The sequence below is a fragment of the Pedobacter gandavensis genome (genome assembly GCF_032678745.1).
In the GTDB taxonomy this organism is placed as follows: domain Bacteria; phylum Bacteroidota; class Bacteroidia; order Sphingobacteriales; family Sphingobacteriaceae; genus Pedobacter; species Pedobacter gandavensis_C.
This window is the reverse complement of sequence record NZ_JAVTST010000006.1, coordinates 298863-314644: the sequence shown is the minus strand read 5'-3', so window position 1 is coordinate 314644 and position 15782 is coordinate 298863. Positions and strand designations below refer to the sequence as shown.

The following is a 15782-nucleotide window of genomic DNA, read 5'->3' as shown; positions in this document are numbered from 1 at the left end:
AACATGAGCCCTGATTTATTGAATATACTAAAGTCGGTACTGCACTATGGTATGCATTTTCTAATGCCGGGCTTAATTGCATATGCATTTTTTAGAAAGGAATGGAAGAAAGCATGGCTGATCATGATCGCTACAATGCTGGTGGATGCGGATCATTTACTGGCTACACCAATTTTTGATCCGGGAAGGTGCAGTGTAGGTTATCATCCACTGCATTCTTATAATGCAATCGCTGTTTATTTTGTCCTATTGTTCTTCCCTAAAACGCGAATCATTGCGGTTGGCTTGATCTTTCACATGTTTACCGACTGGCAGGATTGTCAGTGGTTGCATTGGTTTAGGTAATACATTTCTAAAAGAAAGCCAAATTTTTCTTCTATTTTAGGCGATATGAAGCGTATTACCCTTTTCTTTTTCCTGATGCTGGCTACCAATCAGCTATTAAAAGCACAAACTGCACTCAAAATCATTTCTTATAACGTATACAATTATTTCGAAGCTGAGGCCGATCGTAAAGCACGTTTTGTTTCCTGGGCAAAAACCCAGCAGGCAGATGTAATCGCTTATCAGGAATTGGTAAACATCACCGCGCAGGAGTTGCAGGGATTAGGAGCAGCTATTGATCATCCTTATACAGTATTGGCCAAGGAAAAAGGATATGCCGTAGGTATTTCCTCAAAATATCCAATTACGGATGTCAAAAAAGTAATCGCGGGGATGCACCATGGTTTCATAGCGGCTAAGATTAAAAACATGAATTTCGTAGTGGTACATTTATCACCTTTTTCCCATGAGAAAAGGAGGGAAGAAGTAAGCACAATTACGGATAGCCTGGAACGCTGGTCGATCTCTAAAAAGATTCTGATCATGGGTGATTTGAATAGCCTTGCAGCAACGGATAGCATGGCTTATAACCGACATGACCGCTTAACACCGATGTTACGCAGTGATAGCAGCAGTAAGATCAGCAATGCGAATAACGGTCTATTGGATTATGGAATCCCTGCGTACCTGATTCAGAAAGGCTTTTTAGACACCTGGTCTATGAAAGTTAAAGGCTTTAATTTTAGTTATCCTACCTTGGTCTTTGGCCCGGTTCCGGATAGTTCAAAAGAAAGAATCGACTATATTTTTGTTTCCCCCGACTTACAAAAAAACGCAACCAAACCTATTATTGTGAAAGATGCGGTCACAGATCAGCTCTCTGATCATTACCCTTTGAGTATTTTACTTAGCATTCCTGCGAACTAAAGTCCTGGGACTTGTTTTATTGCTAAATAGATATAGCTTTGTATTATAGCTCGTTTTTTTTTGAAGATCTGGCATTGGATAAGTTTGCCTGATCACAAATATTTGTAACTTCGGGTCTATATTCACTTACTATATACTAAGAAATAATGAAGCGTAAATACCTTTTGTTTCTGGGCATCCTGCTTTCTGTAGGGCAGGTTTTTGCTCAAAACGGACTTACCAAATACGTAGATCCACATATTGGCTCTGCGGCTCATGGCCACGTGTTTGTTGGCGCTAACGTCCCTTTCGGTGCTGTTCAACTAGGCCCGACAAACGTTTTTGGAGGTTGGGACTGGTGTAGCGGTTACAATTATGCCAGTAACACCATTATTGGATTTTCTCATACCCATTTGAGTGGTACCGGAATCGGCGACCTGAATGATATTCTGGTGATGCCGGCAACAGGGCCCTCACAACAAAATTATGTATCTACTTTCTCTCATGACCGTGAGGTTTCGAAAGCCGGATATTACAGCGTAATGCTGGATAAATACAAAATCAAAGCAGAATTGACCAGTTCTGAAAGAGTCGGTTTCCACCAATATACCTTTGAAAAAGGTCAGGATCAACCACATGTGATGATTGACTTGAAAGCAGGTGTAGGATGGGATACTCCGGTAGAAACTTATGTCAAACAAATTGATGCCACCACGCTGGTAGGTTACCGTCTTTCTAAAGGATGGGCCAATGACCAACGTCTGTACTTTGCTGTTAAAATTTCTCAACCATTGAGCCGTTTAGCCTTGTCTGATAGCAGTAGCATGATGAAAAATGATCATGAATTGAAAGCTAAAGGCGTAAAGGCCGTACTACATTTCGATGCCATCAATCAGGAGGTACTGAAACTTAAAGTAGGACTTTCTCCGGTGAGCTATGAAAATGCTTTAGCCAATATCGATGCTGAAATTCCAGGTTGGGACTTCAATAAAGTGCATCAGCAAGCCGATACCAAATGGGAAAAGGAATTGTCAAAATTGAAAATCACTGCGGATGAAGACACTAAAAAGACCTTCTATACCGCCTTATACCATACCATGATCGCACCATCGATATTTGATGATGTGAATGGAGATTACAGAGGTACCGATAAAAAGGTGTACCACAAACCTGGATTCACCAACTATACCACTTTCTCACTGTGGGATACTTACCGTGCTTACCATCCTTTGTTTACGATTTTACACCAGGATAAAGTATCAGATGTAGTCAACTCTTTCCTGGCGATTTACCAGCAACAAGGCAAACTTCCGGTATGGCACCTGATGGGAAATGAAACGAATACGATGATCGGTTACCATGCGGTGCCAATTATTGTAGATGCTTATTTAAAAGGTTTCAGAGGCTTTGATGTGAAGCTTGCTTACGAAGCGATGAAACATTCGGCGATGCAGAAAGTAGAAGGTATTGAGTACGCGCAAAAGCTGGAATATATTCCTTCCGACAAAGTGATTGAATCTGTAGCCAAAGGTTTGGAATATGCCATCGACGACTGGTGTATCGCCCAAATGGCAAAAGCATTGGGTAAAGATGCCGATTATAAATACTTTACTGAACGTAGCAAACTGTACAGCAAATACTTCGACAAGCAGAGCAACTTTATGCGTGGAAAACTTGAAAACGGCCAATGGCGTACGCCTTTTAACCCGGTTTCTTCGAAACACCGTGAAGACGATTATACAGAAGGAAATGCATGGCAATACACCTGGTTGGTACCTCAGGATCCGGAAGGCTTGATCTCTTTATTTGGTGGCGACCGTCCATTCTCTAAAAAACTAGATACTTTGTTTAGCATGAGTTCAGAAATGGGAGAAGGAAGTTCCCCTGATATTACCGGATTAATCGGTCAGTATGCACAGGGAAATGAGCCTAACCACCATATCCCTTACTTATATGCTTTCGCTGGGCAACCATGGAAAACAGCAGATCTTGTTCGCCAGATTACCGATTCATTATACACCAATAAGCCAGATGGCCTTTGCGGTAATGAAGATTTAGGTCAGATGTCGGCCTGGTACGTGTTTTCTGCAATGGGCTTCTATCCAGTCAATCCAGCCAATGGAACTTATGTATTCGGTTCTCCTTTGGTAAATGATGCGGTAATTGAGCTGCCAGGAAACAAAAAGTTTCAATTGAAAGCGATCAACAACAGCAAAACAAACAAGTATATCCAAAGGGCCACGTTGAATGGCAAACCGTATAAAAAATCATATTTAGCACACAAAGACCTGGTTTCAGGTGGAATACTGACCCTTTTCATGGGCAGCAAACCTTCTAAAACCTGGGGTGTAAACCCGGCAGACCGTCCTAAGTCTATCACCTTAAAATAACAATATTGTCTTCCTGATGATGCCGTTTTATTGAGGATGATTTCAAAAAAAAACAGCCTTTAGCATATGTAAATGCTAAAGGCTGTTTTTTTATATTGAAAATCTATTTGATTTTAGTCGCTGTCTTCTTCTGTTTCTTCCAGTTTTGCATCCTTGTTTCTTTTGAGTGCAACCTTAGGTTTATCCTGGGTTCCGGTAATGCTCAAAGGAATACCAATCAATCCGAAAGGAGGTAAGCCTAATCTGCCGCTTAAGTTTAAGCGCCCATCAAAACTCACCTGACCTTCAAAACGAGGTCTGAATCCTGCAACACGCATCTTAAACCTTTCAATCGTAATGATGTTGTTGTTGATGGTGGTTTTAATCTTGATCTCAGAAAGGTCTGGATTGCTTAAGCTATCACGTCTGGTGGCTTTACCAACTGCGTTCATCAGCTTAAATCCGCTCATGCTGATTTTCTTTACGGAAAGTACCCCTCCACCTTTCAAAGAAGGGAATACAGGGAACATATCTTTGTTTAGTTTACCGGAAAGCTGGTAATCTAAACCGATTATACCTTTCATCTTGCCAGCAGAAGTAGCCAGTTCACGGAACAACTTAATCTCTTTATAAGCTTTGGCAATGTCGAATTCTTTGGCAGTCAAATGATAGTCGAAGCTGGCCGACTTAGGACTTAAACTCTTGTAAGTTGCATCCATCATTACTGGTGCATCAATCATGTTGAAACTTGCCTGCTGTAAAGTCATGACACCATTGTTGAGTGCCAGTGTACCTTTTGCATCTTTAATTTTCAGGTCATTGTAATACACTGTACCTGCATTTGCGTTCAACTCCACATTCAGATTGCTCGGAATAATGATCACGCCATTACTCGAGATCGGTTTACCCGATGCTTCAACAGGAACGCCATTGTAAGCCATAAACTCATCCGCATACAATGCTTTGGTGTTCATCGTAAATTTACCAGTTAACTTTGCTTTATCAGATAAGGCATAGTTGATGATATTGCCCAGGTGACCTTTCATGCTGATGTTAGATTTACCATAACTGGCCTGGAAGTTTTCAAACTTCATCTTGTCTTGCGCAAAAGAGAATACACCATCCTTGATCAGGAAAGTTTTTGGAAACATATCTGATTCCAGGTTTAATGATTTTACCACCACGCGACCACGGTTATTCAATTTGCTATAACGTCCGTTCATGGCATCACTCTGTAATCCTTTAAAAGAAACATTCGTGAAAACAGAACCTTTTACCTGATAGCCTTTAACCGCAAACAGCTGGTACATTTTCCCGATGTCGATCGTTCCTTTTGAGCTGATGTTATAGGCTACATTTTCGAAATTCTTTACGTCGGCTTTCAGCATAAAAGGCTGTCCGGCCATTAGGAAAGAGATCGGTTTGATGTTCAACTGTGTACCTCTTAACTTACCATCTTTATTGACCAGGGCAGCATCAATCACAATCTGCTCTAGAGGCTGATCGAAATGTGCTGTTTTGATTCTGCCATTCCCCAGTTGAATTGAAGCTGTAGTGACTGGGAACAGCTTTTTAAGCTTGTTGTAGTTACCTTTACTCTGCAGGTCTACATGAAGCTCACCATTCAGTTCCAGGTCTTTTAAAGGATAGAAATTCTTGATCTCTGCAAAGTTGACCATAGATTTCAATTGAAGATCAACCGGCATGTTTTCCGCAGTTTGCAATTTTGCGGCACCCCGGATATAACTGCTTAAAGCCTGGATGTTGAGGTCGCTGATTTCCAGTTTGGTGTTTTTATAATTGCCATCAGGATTGTTTCCATTGATACTGAAATTGATCTTATCAATGGCTGCGGGTAAAGAAGCAAATTTGAAATATCCATTGCTCACTTTAGAAGTCAATTTGAATTTAGGGATGGTAGCAATCACAGTGTCTACTCTTCTAATGCCACTTCTTACAACCTTTTTGCTGTATTTACCATCCGCATGCAGGTCGATCTCATAATGACCCCTGATCAGGTCTACACTGAAAATTTTACCCCATTTTTCCAGGTCAATAGAAGCATGGGTTTTGATGTATATTTCAGGACTAACCAAACCATTTAATTTAACCACAGAACTCAATCGGTCTTTACCCATATTGAAATATAAGCTGTCCATATTGATCACCAGACTGTCCATGTTTAAGCTTGGTAGCCTGGTTTGTAAGTTCAGGTATAGTTTACTAATGGATTCCGGAGCTTTAGGATTCGAAATCTCACCATCACGGATTTTCATATTGAAAGTCGCAGTAGGCATGGTGTTGCTCTTCGCCAGGTATTTACCAATTAAAGAAGCTTCGATTTCTGCATAACCTTTGATATTCGTTTTTTCTACTCTGCTGGCAATTGCAGCAGGTAAAGCCGAGAAGATATTATGAAGATCGGTTTCTTTAGCCTTGGTCTTAAAGTTGATGTCGTAACCATCTTTAATAAAAGAGAAACGGCCTACAAAATGAATAGGTAAAGAGTTGATTTGTAAATCATTTTCATCAAACATCAGGTCTAATGAGTTGGTGTTGATTTTGGTAAGTAATTTGGCATTGATCTTTTTACCCAATAGGTAAGGAGAACCGGCATAAACCACATCCAGACTGTCAATATTCGCCTGACTTTTCAAATCAAAGATCGCCTGACTAAAATCGCCTTGTCCCGAGTAATTCAACCCTTTCGCGCTGATCAGCATGGGTACTGATTTATCATTATAACTCAGGTTACTCTTTTTAATAAAGATCCCCTCGATTTTGATGGCAGTATTGCTGCTTTCAGTTACTTGTTTGGTAGTATCAGGTTTGCTTTCATACACATTGTAATTCGCATTCCCTTTTTCATCTACCTGCACATTGATATTGGCCTCATCAATGAAAACCTGATCAATCTTAATCTGATCTGAAAAGATGGTACTCAGGTCTACACGGAAAGAGAGTTCTTTGGTAGATAAAAGCGTGTCCTGCTGGAAAGGTGCGGAACCTTTTAACGTGAAATTATGCAGACTTAAAGTTAAGGATGGAAAATGTCTGATGAAAGATAAACTGCTGTCATCAAAACTAACTTCTCCTTTGATATTTTTGTTGACCCATTTTTCCACTGCTTCAGAAATGGTTTTGGGCATCAGATATGGGGTAATAAATAAGAGCAATACGATAGCGGCGATCGTTATCCCCGTAATTTTAAGAACTTTTTTCAAACTTGTGTGTATGTTAATGTATTCAGCCTGCAAATGTAATTCTTTATAGCTGAAAAACATACGGCTAAGTCCGTGTGATTTAAGAATATCTCCTCGAAATTAGCAGGAGAAAATGTGAAGAGGGATGGTATTCCCCGAAAAAAAAGCCGAATATTGTATTTGTAACAGACATTCTGTAATGTCAGAAAATTTAAAGATAAGATTATGAGTGAAGAAGAAGTAAAGGGTGCAGCACCTGAGCTTTCTACCGCGGTAGCGGACGAAATCCTAAAGCTTTCAGAAAGTGGAAACGATTATTTTGATGAAGATGATTTTGATAGTGCTATCGGTGCATGGGAAGAAGCTTTAGCTTTAATCCCGGAGCCTCAAAATCAATACATCCAAAGCGTTTGGTTAAATGCTTCTATTGGAGATGCCTATTTCCTTCAGGATGATTTTAAAACAGCTTTAACTTATTTTGAAACTGCTAAAAGCAATACAGAAGAAGATGTAGAAGCCAATCCTTTTGTGATGTTGCGTTTAGGTCAGTGTTACCTGCAAAAAGGAGATAAAGAAAAAGCTAAAGAATATCTGTTGAAAGCTTATCAATTAGAACCAGAAGGTATCTTTTATGGTGAAGAAGAGAAATATTTTGACTTCTTAAAAGCTAATGCAGATTTAAAAGCCTAAAGCTAAAATCGCAGCAAAGCGAATACAATGTTAAATGGCTCAAATTTCCTCGCCTCAGCTTTATGCCGGCAAGGAGCTTTGAGCCATTTCTGGTTGGTGCTTCCACCTTTTATGACTCCATAGCCAATATGGAGGAGCCTCATTTAGCGTTTTCGCTAATTTATCAGCGTAACTTTTTGTGATTTCTAAGCTCTCCGTTTGCTCTGGACTCAAAGAAATAGGCGAAAATTCAATCTCATAATAACCTTTTCCAACGGCCTTCATTTCTGCATAAAAAACCGGACGCTTTGTGCGTTGTGCAATCTTTTCAACGCCCAGGTGAAAGGAGGTAGGCTGGTTCAGGAAATCTACCCAGTGGTGGGATTCATCTTTGGGCGGCGCCTGGTCATTGGCAAAGCAAAAGATAGAGGTTTCATTTTCGCTGTTTTTGATTGCCCTCAGGGTATTCCTCATTGGAATCATGGTGTTCCCGTACCGGTTCCGGGTCTGGTAAAACCATTTGTCGAACAAGGGATTACTCAAAGGTTTGTAAATGGTGTAAATATGTGCCTTCACATGTAAAGCCATCGCCAATACCGACCATTCCCAGTTTCCATAGTGGGGGGAGCAGAGCAGAATGCTTTGTCCCTGATCCAAATATCGGGTCACCAGATCCAGGTTTTTAAACTTTACACGCGCTTTCATTTCTTTTTCAGACATCGTGCGCATTTTGAAAATTTCTACCATAATCCTGGACAGGTGTTTATAGTAGTCTTTTTCTATAGCTTTCAGTTCCTGCGGACTTTTATCAGGATAGGCATTTCGCAGGTTTTTCTGAACTACAGTTTTCCGGTAACCGACTAGCCTGTAGATGATAAAATAAAGAAAGTCTGAGAAGACGTAGAGCAGGGAAAACGGAAGCCTGGATAATGTATTCAGGAGAAAGATGCCGAATTTTGAACTGAGTCTGGCAGCAATGCTGATGGAGTCTTTGGCCCCATATTGTGATTTACCTTGTTGTTGAATCATAAGCTGAATCTTTTGGCCAAGACACCATAATGGATAAGCAATGCAAAAATAAAAAGAGCGGAATGTTTTTGCAAATGTGTGGATCACGAAATCGTCATTTTCAGGAATGCCCCGGTTATGGTGATGCGATCCTCTATAAGCGATTGGTGGCCTGAATTTTGTGTCCTGTCAATCAAATCTCACCTTAAAAAGAAAAACATTATGAATCAAAAAGAAGTAAATGACGAGTATGTAAATGCAGTAAATAAAATTGAAACTATTTTAAAGTTCGACAGGTCTGTTTATCCTAATGCTACAGCCTTTATTCACCAATTGTTAACGCTGGCAAAAGACAATCATTTTGAAGTACTGACCAAGGAGGGCTCGAGTCTGGCTCAGGCCATCGAGGGATAAGAAATAGAGGAATGAGATACAGCCTGCTGTATCAAAATGAAATCAACCTGGCATATTTTGCCGGGTTTTTTATTGCCCGGAAAATAAATTCTTCATTTCTGTTATAACTAAATGAATATTCATTTATATTTGTTGCTCAATCAAAAGCAATGAGAATCAGAGATGTAAATAAAATAGAGTTGGTTAAAGAGAAGGCCGTAGAACTCCTGGTGGAAGTCGGATTTGAAGGCTTTACCATGGCTAAACTGGCAAAATCCTGTAGCATATCTGTGGCCACATTATACATCTATTACAAGGATAAGGACGATCTGATTCTTCAAATTGGTATGGAAGAAACCCAAAGATTGAGCGCATTGATGCTGGAAGGCTTTGATCCGGAATTTTCTTTCGCAGAAGGATTGAGACACCAATGGGAGCATCGTGCCAAATGTATGCTGGAAAATCCCCTGACTTGTCAAATGATTGAACAACTGAGAACCTCGACGTATCAGGAGAAGATTTTCGAATCCATGACCGAGACCTTTAAACAAACCCTGGGTGTTTTTATGGAAAAGGCAGTAGCCAATGGAGAGGTAGAAGCGATGCCAATGGAAACGTATTGGTCGGTCGCTTTTGGCCCATTGTATGCCCTGGTTCGTTTTCATAACGAGGGGCGAAGTATTGGAGGCAGACCTTTCATCCTGACCGATGAAATCCTATGGGCCTCTTTTGATTTAGTATTGAAAGCTTTTAAAAAATAAACCACCAACATGGAAATTAATGGATTAAGCGTGTTGTTATTTAAAACGAATATCCACACCGCAACCGACAAAGAGTTTATGACTCAGCTGATGGCACAACATCAAATTAACCAATGGACCGTAGACCAGGAAGATGTGGACTGCGTACTGAGGATAGTTTCAAATGAAATCCAGCTCAATGAAGTCATTTCACTGGTAAGCCAACATGGCTACCAATGCGAAGAATTAACCTAACCTTCAATTAATAATTCCCTCCAAAAATAAATGGATCAAAATATACCCAGCCAGATTGCGCCACCGTTTTCTGCTTATCAAAAACTAGTCATTGTTTTACTGGCTTTATTACAATTTACGATCGTACTGGATTTCATGGTGCTTGCCCCATTGGGTGATTTCCTGATGAAGTCTTTATCGATTACGCCTAAAGGTTTTGGCCTTGTGGTTTCCTCTTATGCCTTTAGTGCCGGCGCATCCGGAATTCTGGCCGCAGGTTTTGCGGACAAGTTTGACCGTAAAAAGTTGTTGCTGTTTTTCTATACGGGCTTTATTGTCGGCACTTTGTGCTGCGCGATGTCTACCACTTACGAAATGTTATTGGGCGCAAGGATTATAACCGGTCTCTTTGGTGGTGTAATTGGCGCGATTTCTATGACGATCGTTACCGATCTTTTTGCGGTTCATCAGCGTGGAAGAGTGATGGGCTTTGTGCAAATGGCTTTTGCTGCCAGTCAGATTTTGGGCATTCCTATCGGCCTTTATTTAGCCAATATCTGGGGATGGCATGCCGCTTTTTACATGATCGTGATCCTGGCAATTGCCATCACAGTTACCGTAGTTTTCAAAGTAAAGCCAATCGATAAACACCTGGCCATTCAATCGGATAAAAATGCCTTCCTTCACCTTTGGCATGCAGTAACTAACCCATCTTATCAAACGGGTTTTTTAGCCACTGCCTTTTTAAGTGTCGGAGGTTTTATGCTGATGCCATTTGGAAGTGCCTACCTGATCAACAACATCAATATCACGCAGGAAGAATTGCCAATGGTGTTTATGTTTACAGGCATGGGCTCTATCGTGGTGATGCCTTTGATTGGTAAGCTCAGTGATAGAATGGATAAGTTTATGATCTTTTGTGGAGGCTCTTTACTTGCCGTAGTGATGATCCTGATTTATACCAATATGGCCCCGATTCCTTTATGGCAGGTGGTGGTCTTAAATATGATTCTTTTTATGGGGATCATGAGCAGAATGATTCCTGCAACGACTTTAACGATGAGTATCCCTGATCAAAAGGACAGGGGAGCGTTCATGAGTGTCAATGCCTCCCTGCAACAGGTAGCAGGTGGTATCGCTGCACTTTGCGCCGGCTTAATCGTTACGCAGGAAACAAAGAGCAGTCCGCTGCAACACTATGATACTTTAGGAATAGTGGTTTCTGTATTGGTTCTCATTTGTGCTTTCTTTGTGTACCGCGTAAATGTGATGGTGAAAAAGAAAGGACAGGCATAGCATAACAACTTTTAAAAAAGCTGCATGGTGATGGCATTTTGAGAGGCCCCGGCTGCACTTGCTTTCTTTTTCAATACTTCCTGAATCTTTTTCATCAGCTCATGTTGATTTTCCCAATTCGCGGCTTTGCTGGCGATCTCCGTTGCAGCCCGTATTTTGAAAATCTTATGGTCTGCCACCAAACGGTGTTGTGTAAACAAGGCCACTAGTTTCTGGTCTGATTTGTTTTTCGGCTTGGTACGGATATGTTTGTTCAAAAGATTGATCACTTGCAAAGTCAGTTCTTTTGCAAAGTAATTGTAAGCGGCATCCATTCGGGTATGAATGGCCGTAGGATCTGTAAGGCCGCTCTCTTTCTGCAACTGCCTAAGTTGGGATTGGAATCTTAAAGAAACACCTTGAAGCGCTTCAATTGATCTGCTCAGGTTACCAATCATGGAACGGAATTCCGGATCAGTAGACTTCATGATTTCATGGTCTGCCGTTAGCTTTTCAAAAGATTCTGTCAGCTCATTAAAAGAGAAAGCATTGCTAAATAAATGAATGATGTATCTTTCCTGAGCAGCAGCAAGGAAATCTGTTAAAGAATCCACATTGCCGATTTTCATATAATTCAGTACTTCGAGATTCGACCGCAGACTTTCTTTGTTGATCTTAGAGCGAAGAATCAAACCATTTAAAGTTCTTACTCTACTTAAAGCCACATAGACCTGACCAGATACAAAAGAGTTTCCGGCATCAATAATGGCACTATCAAAGGTTAACCCCTGACTTTTATGTATTGTTACTGCCCAGGCTAATTTGATCGGGAATTGAAAAAACTCACCTACCTGTTGCTGAACGATGGCATTATTTTCATTGGCTTTGTATTCAAATGATTGCCATGATGACCTTTCCAATAATAAATCTTCTTCCTCATCTGGAAAAGAGATGTAGATTTCTTCTCCTTTGATTGATTTTACTTTTCCAATTTTACCATTGTAGAATTTCCTGTCGTCGCCAGTATCATTTTTAATGAACATGACCTGCGCACCTATTTTAAGCCTTAAAGATTGTTCAACCGGTAATACCTGCGGACTAAATGTCCCTTCCACCTGACCTTCAAAAACAAAGTCTTCGCCTTCCAGCTCATCAGCTTTTTCATTGTTGATGGTATTCGCTTCTGCATTATGAGAAGTAATGATAATGTGGTTAGAGCCTTCCGCTTGTTTAAAGGAAGGGTCAAAGCGTTGGTTTAAGATCGCCAACCTCTCATCACCAATCTGGTTGTTCCTGATGTCATTCAGGATGTCCACAAATTCCGGTTCCGTTTGACGGAAAACCTGTTTCAGCTCTACCTGTAATAAAGGGTTTTGTTTTACCACAGTGGCTTCAAAGAAATAAGGGGAAGGATAGATTTTACTCAACAACTCCCAATCTTCTCTTTTCGTTACCGGAGGCAATTGAAAAAGATCTCCGATCAATAAGAGCTGTACGCCACCGAAGGGCGCATCATTTTTTCTGACCATCCTAAGTATCGCATCCACTGCATCGATCACGTCACAGCGCACCATAGACACCTCGTCAATGATCATGAGCTCCAGCTCCATCAGTAATGTTTTTCTTTCTTTCGAATAGTTCAGTTCAGTAAGGAGGCTTTTTATAGAAACCACACCAGCTCTTAAACTGGCTAAGTTGACATCCCCAGGAAAGAAAGATCCCGGAGGCAGTTGAAAGAGTGAGTTGATGGTGACTCCTTTGGCATTCATGGCCGCTACACCTGTTGGTGCAACAATCACCGTCTTTTTCCCTGTAGTCTCTTTTATTCTTCTGAGTAAGGTGGTTTTTCCGGTCCCCGCCTTTCCCGTCAGGAAAATGCTCTGATTGGTATATTCTATAAAGGAGATGACATTGTCAAAAATTTCATTGGCGGAATCCACAGTACTCATGGGGGCAAATTTAACCTAAATTTCGTAAATCATACCGATTAAAGGGGGATCATTTGACTAGTGGAGGTAATTTCAGGAGTACTTGCTGACAATCAAATGAGTAGGATGGAGCGGAGGGGGAACTCATTTTTATAAATCTTGATATCAGTATATCTCGATATCAATACTTCTAATCCATGCTGCTTGTTCTCGCTACCTGTTTAAGGCAGCTTGTTCATCGCTCCGGATACAATCGTTTCCAAGGCAGCGGCTTCATAACTATGACTACCGGGCAGCAGGATCAATTGAAAGTTTTTAAGGGAGATGTCTTTTAATGCTTTAGGGTTTTCGTCTTCCCCATAATAACAGAGGATAGGGATGCTGATCTTTTTCAGTTCCGGAATCACCTTGTAAGGTTTGTCATCAGCAGCAATATTGAGCAGGTCTAAGGTACGTACTTTAAAGTCGCTGCTTGCAAAAGGGGAGCAGAGCTGAATCCCTTTGATCCTGTTTTTTGCAAGGTAGGGAAGACGGTTATAGGCAAAGGGAATAATGTCTGCCCCAAACGAATAACCACAGAGGTAAATCTCATTGGCATGGTACATCCTGCGGTAGGTTCTCAACAGTAATAACAAGTGTTGGGAAAGTTCTTCCGGCGTTCTCTGTACCCAGAAGTAGTTCCTGGTGTTGAAACCTACGGTCTGAAAGCCCTTTTTTGAAAACTGCTGTGCCAGCTGATCTTCAAAATCCAGCCAGCCCCCATCTCCGGAAAGAACGAATATCAGCTTTCGGGAAGCCGGTACCTCAGAGGGGTAAAGTATCACCGGTAGGTCATAATCGTACTTCTCGATGCCTGCATGCGCGGTTTTTCGGTTGCGCAGAAATAATCCACAGCCCGAAAGGAGAAGTAAGGTAACGATCAGCAGACCTCTTTTTAAATGATCCATTATTCTTTTTATTCTTTATGATTTTGATATGGTGGATCTCATATTTATAATGTAATTTAGAGCAAAATTCCTCCAAACGCTCAAATGTGGAAATCTTTATTTGTGGATATCTCGTAGTTATCCACAACCAAATTTAGTTATCCCCTCCGTATTAATTTACTAATGAGCGAGTTAGGAAAAAGGTGAAATTTTCCGCCTCAATGTTAGTAAAATTTATGATCTTCGCACTCCCAAAACAGCGGATCCATTCGAAGTTTTGAAGTATAAAACCGTAAAATTAAAGAGAACCTATGCAAAACACTTGTACCCAAGTATGGAATAACTGTCTCCAAATCATAAAGGATAATATCCCGGCCCAGAGCTTCAAGACCTGGTTCGAACCGATATCAGCCCTTAAGCTAGAAGGCAGCGTTTTAACTGTACAAGTACCTAGTTTGTTCTTCTACGAGTGGCTGGAAGAGCATTACGTGGCATTATTACGTAAAACGGTTAAACAACAACTTGGCGCGGAAGGACGTTTAGAGTATAATATAGTGGTAGACAAGTCTACAAATGGAGCACTACCTTATACGACTAATATGCCATCAAACGGAAGCATGTCTTCTACCAACAGGAAACAATCTATGCCGGTTCCTGTAAATGTGAACAGAGACATTAAGAATCCATTTGTGATTCCTGGATTGAAAAAAATGAATGTAGATCCACAACTGAACTCAAACTATACGTTTGATACTTTTGTGGAAGGGGATTGTAACCGCCTTGCCCGTTCGGCAGGACATGCGGTAGCAGCAAAACCTGGTGCAACTTCATTCAACCCATTAATGATCTATGGTGCTTCAGGATTGGGAAAAACCCACTTGGCACAGGCGATTGGAAATGAAATCAGACAAAACCTTCCTGATAAGTTAGTGATCTACTTATCATGTGAAAAGTTCTGTCAGCAGTTCGTAGAATCATTGAAAAACAATACGATCAATGATTTCGTAAACTTCTATCAGGCAATGGATGTGATCATCATGGATGATATTCACAACTTCGCCGGAAAAGAAAAAACTCAGGATATCTTCTTCCATATCTTCAACCATTTACATCAATCAGGTAAGCAGATCATCATCACTTCAGATAAGTCTCCAAAAGACCTTACAGGTTTAGAGGAACGCTTATTGAGTCGTTTCAAATGGGGCCTTTCAGCAGATCTTCAGATCCCTGAACTGGAAACCAGAATCGCGATCTTAAGAAAGAAAATGTATGCGGATGGAATTGACCTTCCTGATGAAGTAGTAGAATACGTAGCTAATAACATCGACAACAACGTTCGTGAGCTGGAAGGTGCAATGGTTTCGCTATTGGCACAATCTACAATGAACAAGAAAGAAATTGATTTGCAATTGGCTAAATCAATGTTGAAGAACTTTATCAAGAACACCTCAAAAGAAGTTTCAATGGATTACATCCAGAAACTGGTTTGCGACTACTTTGAAGTTCCGGTACATTTATTAAAAGCGCCGACCCGTAAAAGGGAAATCGTTCAGGCCCGTCAGATCTCTATGTATTTATCAAAAGGAATGACTAAGTCTTCTTTGAAAACAATCGGTGCCTTCTTTGGTGGTAGAGATCACTCCACAGTGATTTATGCTTGTCAGACGGTAGAAGATTTGATTCAAACAGACAAGACTTTCAGAGCTTATGTGAATGACATTGAGAAAAAGCTGAAAATGAGCTAAGCTGCAAAGCATTTCAAAATATATATAAAGCCGGGAATAGAAATCGTAAGAGATTTTCATTC

The 15782-nt window shown here is 40.7% G+C and carries 13 protein-coding genes; 9 read left to right on the top strand and 4 right to left on the bottom strand.

The annotated features are described in order from the left end of the window. The first annotated feature begins 3 nt into the window (after positions 1-3). From R2S10_RS19150 to R2S10_RS19140, 3 genes are all read left to right on the top strand, one after another. Positions 4-345 (top strand): DUF6122 family protein, encoded by a 342-nt coding sequence (locus tag R2S10_RS19150; protein WP_316842022.1) that lies wholly within the window; start codon positions 4-6, stop codon positions 343-345. Between the two features lie 45 nt (positions 346-390). Beyond that, complete coding sequence (locus R2S10_RS19145) at positions 391-1251, top strand: endonuclease/exonuclease/phosphatase family protein (RefSeq protein WP_316842021.1); 861 nt, start codon at positions 391-393, stop codon at positions 1249-1251. Positions 1252-1397: 146 nt separating this feature from the next. Further along, the gene (locus tag R2S10_RS19140) at positions 1398-3620 is read left to right on the top strand and encodes a GH92 family glycosyl hydrolase (RefSeq protein ID WP_316842020.1); all 2223 of its coding nucleotides are present in this window, start codon (positions 1398-1400) and stop codon (positions 3618-3620) included. A 113-nt stretch (positions 3621-3733) separates the two neighbouring features. Here the strand turns inward: R2S10_RS19140 and R2S10_RS19135 are convergent, their stop codons facing one another. Then, positions 3734-6823 (bottom strand): AsmA family protein, encoded by a 3090-nt coding sequence (locus R2S10_RS19135; RefSeq protein ID WP_316842019.1) that lies wholly within the window; start codon positions 6821-6823, stop codon positions 3734-3736. Positions 6824-7027: 204 nt separating this feature from the next. Between R2S10_RS19135 and R2S10_RS19130 the strand changes: the two genes are divergently transcribed. After that, positions 7028-7492: a tetratricopeptide repeat protein gene (locus tag R2S10_RS19130; protein WP_316842018.1), complete on the top strand. Its 465-nt coding sequence runs from the start codon at positions 7028-7030 to the stop codon at positions 7490-7492. 60 nt (positions 7493-7552) lie between these two features. On the opposite strand, the gene R2S10_RS19125 is transcribed toward R2S10_RS19130, so the two are convergent. Further along, positions 7553-8500 (bottom strand): lysophospholipid acyltransferase family protein, encoded by a 948-nt coding sequence (locus R2S10_RS19125; protein WP_316842017.1) that lies wholly within the window; start codon positions 8498-8500, stop codon positions 7553-7555. A 201-nt stretch (positions 8501-8701) separates the two neighbouring features. Here R2S10_RS19125 and R2S10_RS19120 point away from each other — a divergent pair, with 201 nt between their 5' ends. The 4 genes from R2S10_RS19120 (at position 8702) to R2S10_RS19105 (ending at position 11142) form a co-directional block, all read left to right on the top strand. Continuing rightward, positions 8702-8893 carry a hypothetical protein gene (locus tag R2S10_RS19120; RefSeq protein WP_316842016.1) on the top strand — a complete coding sequence of 64 codons (192 nt, stop codon included), beginning with the start codon at positions 8702-8704 and terminating at the stop codon, positions 8891-8893. Between the two features lie 149 nt (positions 8894-9042). Beyond that, on the top strand, positions 9043-9633 hold the full coding sequence (locus R2S10_RS19115; protein ID WP_316842015.1) for a TetR/AcrR family transcriptional regulator: 591 nt from the start codon (positions 9043-9045) through the stop codon (positions 9631-9633). Positions 9634-9642: 9 nt separating this feature from the next. Beyond that, on the top strand, positions 9643-9867 hold the full coding sequence (locus tag R2S10_RS19110; RefSeq protein ID WP_316842014.1) for a hypothetical protein: 225 nt from the start codon (positions 9643-9645) through the stop codon (positions 9865-9867). A 30-nt stretch (positions 9868-9897) separates the two neighbouring features. Then, the gene (locus R2S10_RS19105) at positions 9898-11142 is read left to right on the top strand and encodes an MFS transporter (RefSeq protein ID WP_316842013.1); all 1245 of its coding nucleotides are present in this window, start codon (positions 9898-9900) and stop codon (positions 11140-11142) included. An 11-nt stretch (positions 11143-11153) separates the two neighbouring features. Here the strand turns inward: R2S10_RS19105 and R2S10_RS19100 are convergent, their stop codons facing one another. Together R2S10_RS19100 and R2S10_RS19095 are read right to left on the bottom strand one after the other, a co-directional pair. Continuing rightward, entirely contained in the window at positions 11154-13070 is a 1917-nt protein-coding gene (locus R2S10_RS19100) for an ATP-dependent RecD-like DNA helicase (protein ID WP_316842012.1), read from the bottom strand. A 200-nt stretch (positions 13071-13270) separates the two neighbouring features. Beyond that, positions 13271-13996, bottom strand: coding sequence for an AcvB/VirJ family lysyl-phosphatidylglycerol hydrolase (locus tag R2S10_RS19095; protein ID WP_316842011.1), 726 nt, complete (start codon positions 13994-13996; stop codon positions 13271-13273). Between the two features lie 290 nt (positions 13997-14286). Here R2S10_RS19095 and dnaA point away from each other — a divergent pair, with 290 nt between their 5' ends. Continuing rightward, a complete protein-coding gene (gene dnaA / locus R2S10_RS19090; RefSeq protein ID WP_316842010.1) occupies positions 14287-15720 on the top strand; it encodes a chromosomal replication initiator protein DnaA in 1434 nt (477 codons plus the stop codon). Positions 15721-15782: the final 62 nt, after the last annotated feature.

Coding starts and splice junctions, on each gene's coding strand:
- R2S10_RS19125 (WP_316842017.1), bottom strand. CDS start 8,500: ATGATTCAACAACAAGGTAAATCACAATATGGGGCCAAAGACTCCATC.
- R2S10_RS19095 (WP_316842011.1), bottom strand. CDS start 13,996: ATGGATCATTTAAAAAGAGGTCTGCTGATCGTTACCTTACTTCTCCTT.
- R2S10_RS19120 (WP_316842016.1), top strand. CDS start 8,702: ATGAATCAAAAAGAAGTAAATGACGAGTATGTAAATGCAGTAAATAAA.
- R2S10_RS19140 (WP_316842020.1), top strand. CDS start 1,398: ATGAAGCGTAAATACCTTTTGTTTCTGGGCATCCTGCTTTCTGTAGGG.
- R2S10_RS19105 (WP_316842013.1), top strand. CDS start 9,898: ATGGATCAAAATATACCCAGCCAGATTGCGCCACCGTTTTCTGCTTAT.
- R2S10_RS19130 (WP_316842018.1), top strand. CDS start 7,028: ATGAGTGAAGAAGAAGTAAAGGGTGCAGCACCTGAGCTTTCTACCGCG.
- R2S10_RS19145 (WP_316842021.1), top strand. CDS start 391: ATGAAGCGTATTACCCTTTTCTTTTTCCTGATGCTGGCTACCAATCAG.
- R2S10_RS19150 (WP_316842022.1), top strand. CDS start 4: ATGAGCCCTGATTTATTGAATATACTAAAGTCGGTACTGCACTATGGT.
- dnaA (WP_316842010.1), top strand. CDS start 14,287: ATGCAAAACACTTGTACCCAAGTATGGAATAACTGTCTCCAAATCATA.
- R2S10_RS19115 (WP_316842015.1), top strand. CDS start 9,043: ATGAGAATCAGAGATGTAAATAAAATAGAGTTGGTTAAAGAGAAGGCC.
- R2S10_RS19110 (WP_316842014.1), top strand. CDS start 9,643: ATGGAAATTAATGGATTAAGCGTGTTGTTATTTAAAACGAATATCCAC.
- R2S10_RS19100 (WP_316842012.1), bottom strand. CDS start 13,070: ATGAGTACTGTGGATTCCGCCAATGAAATTTTTGACAATGTCATCTCC.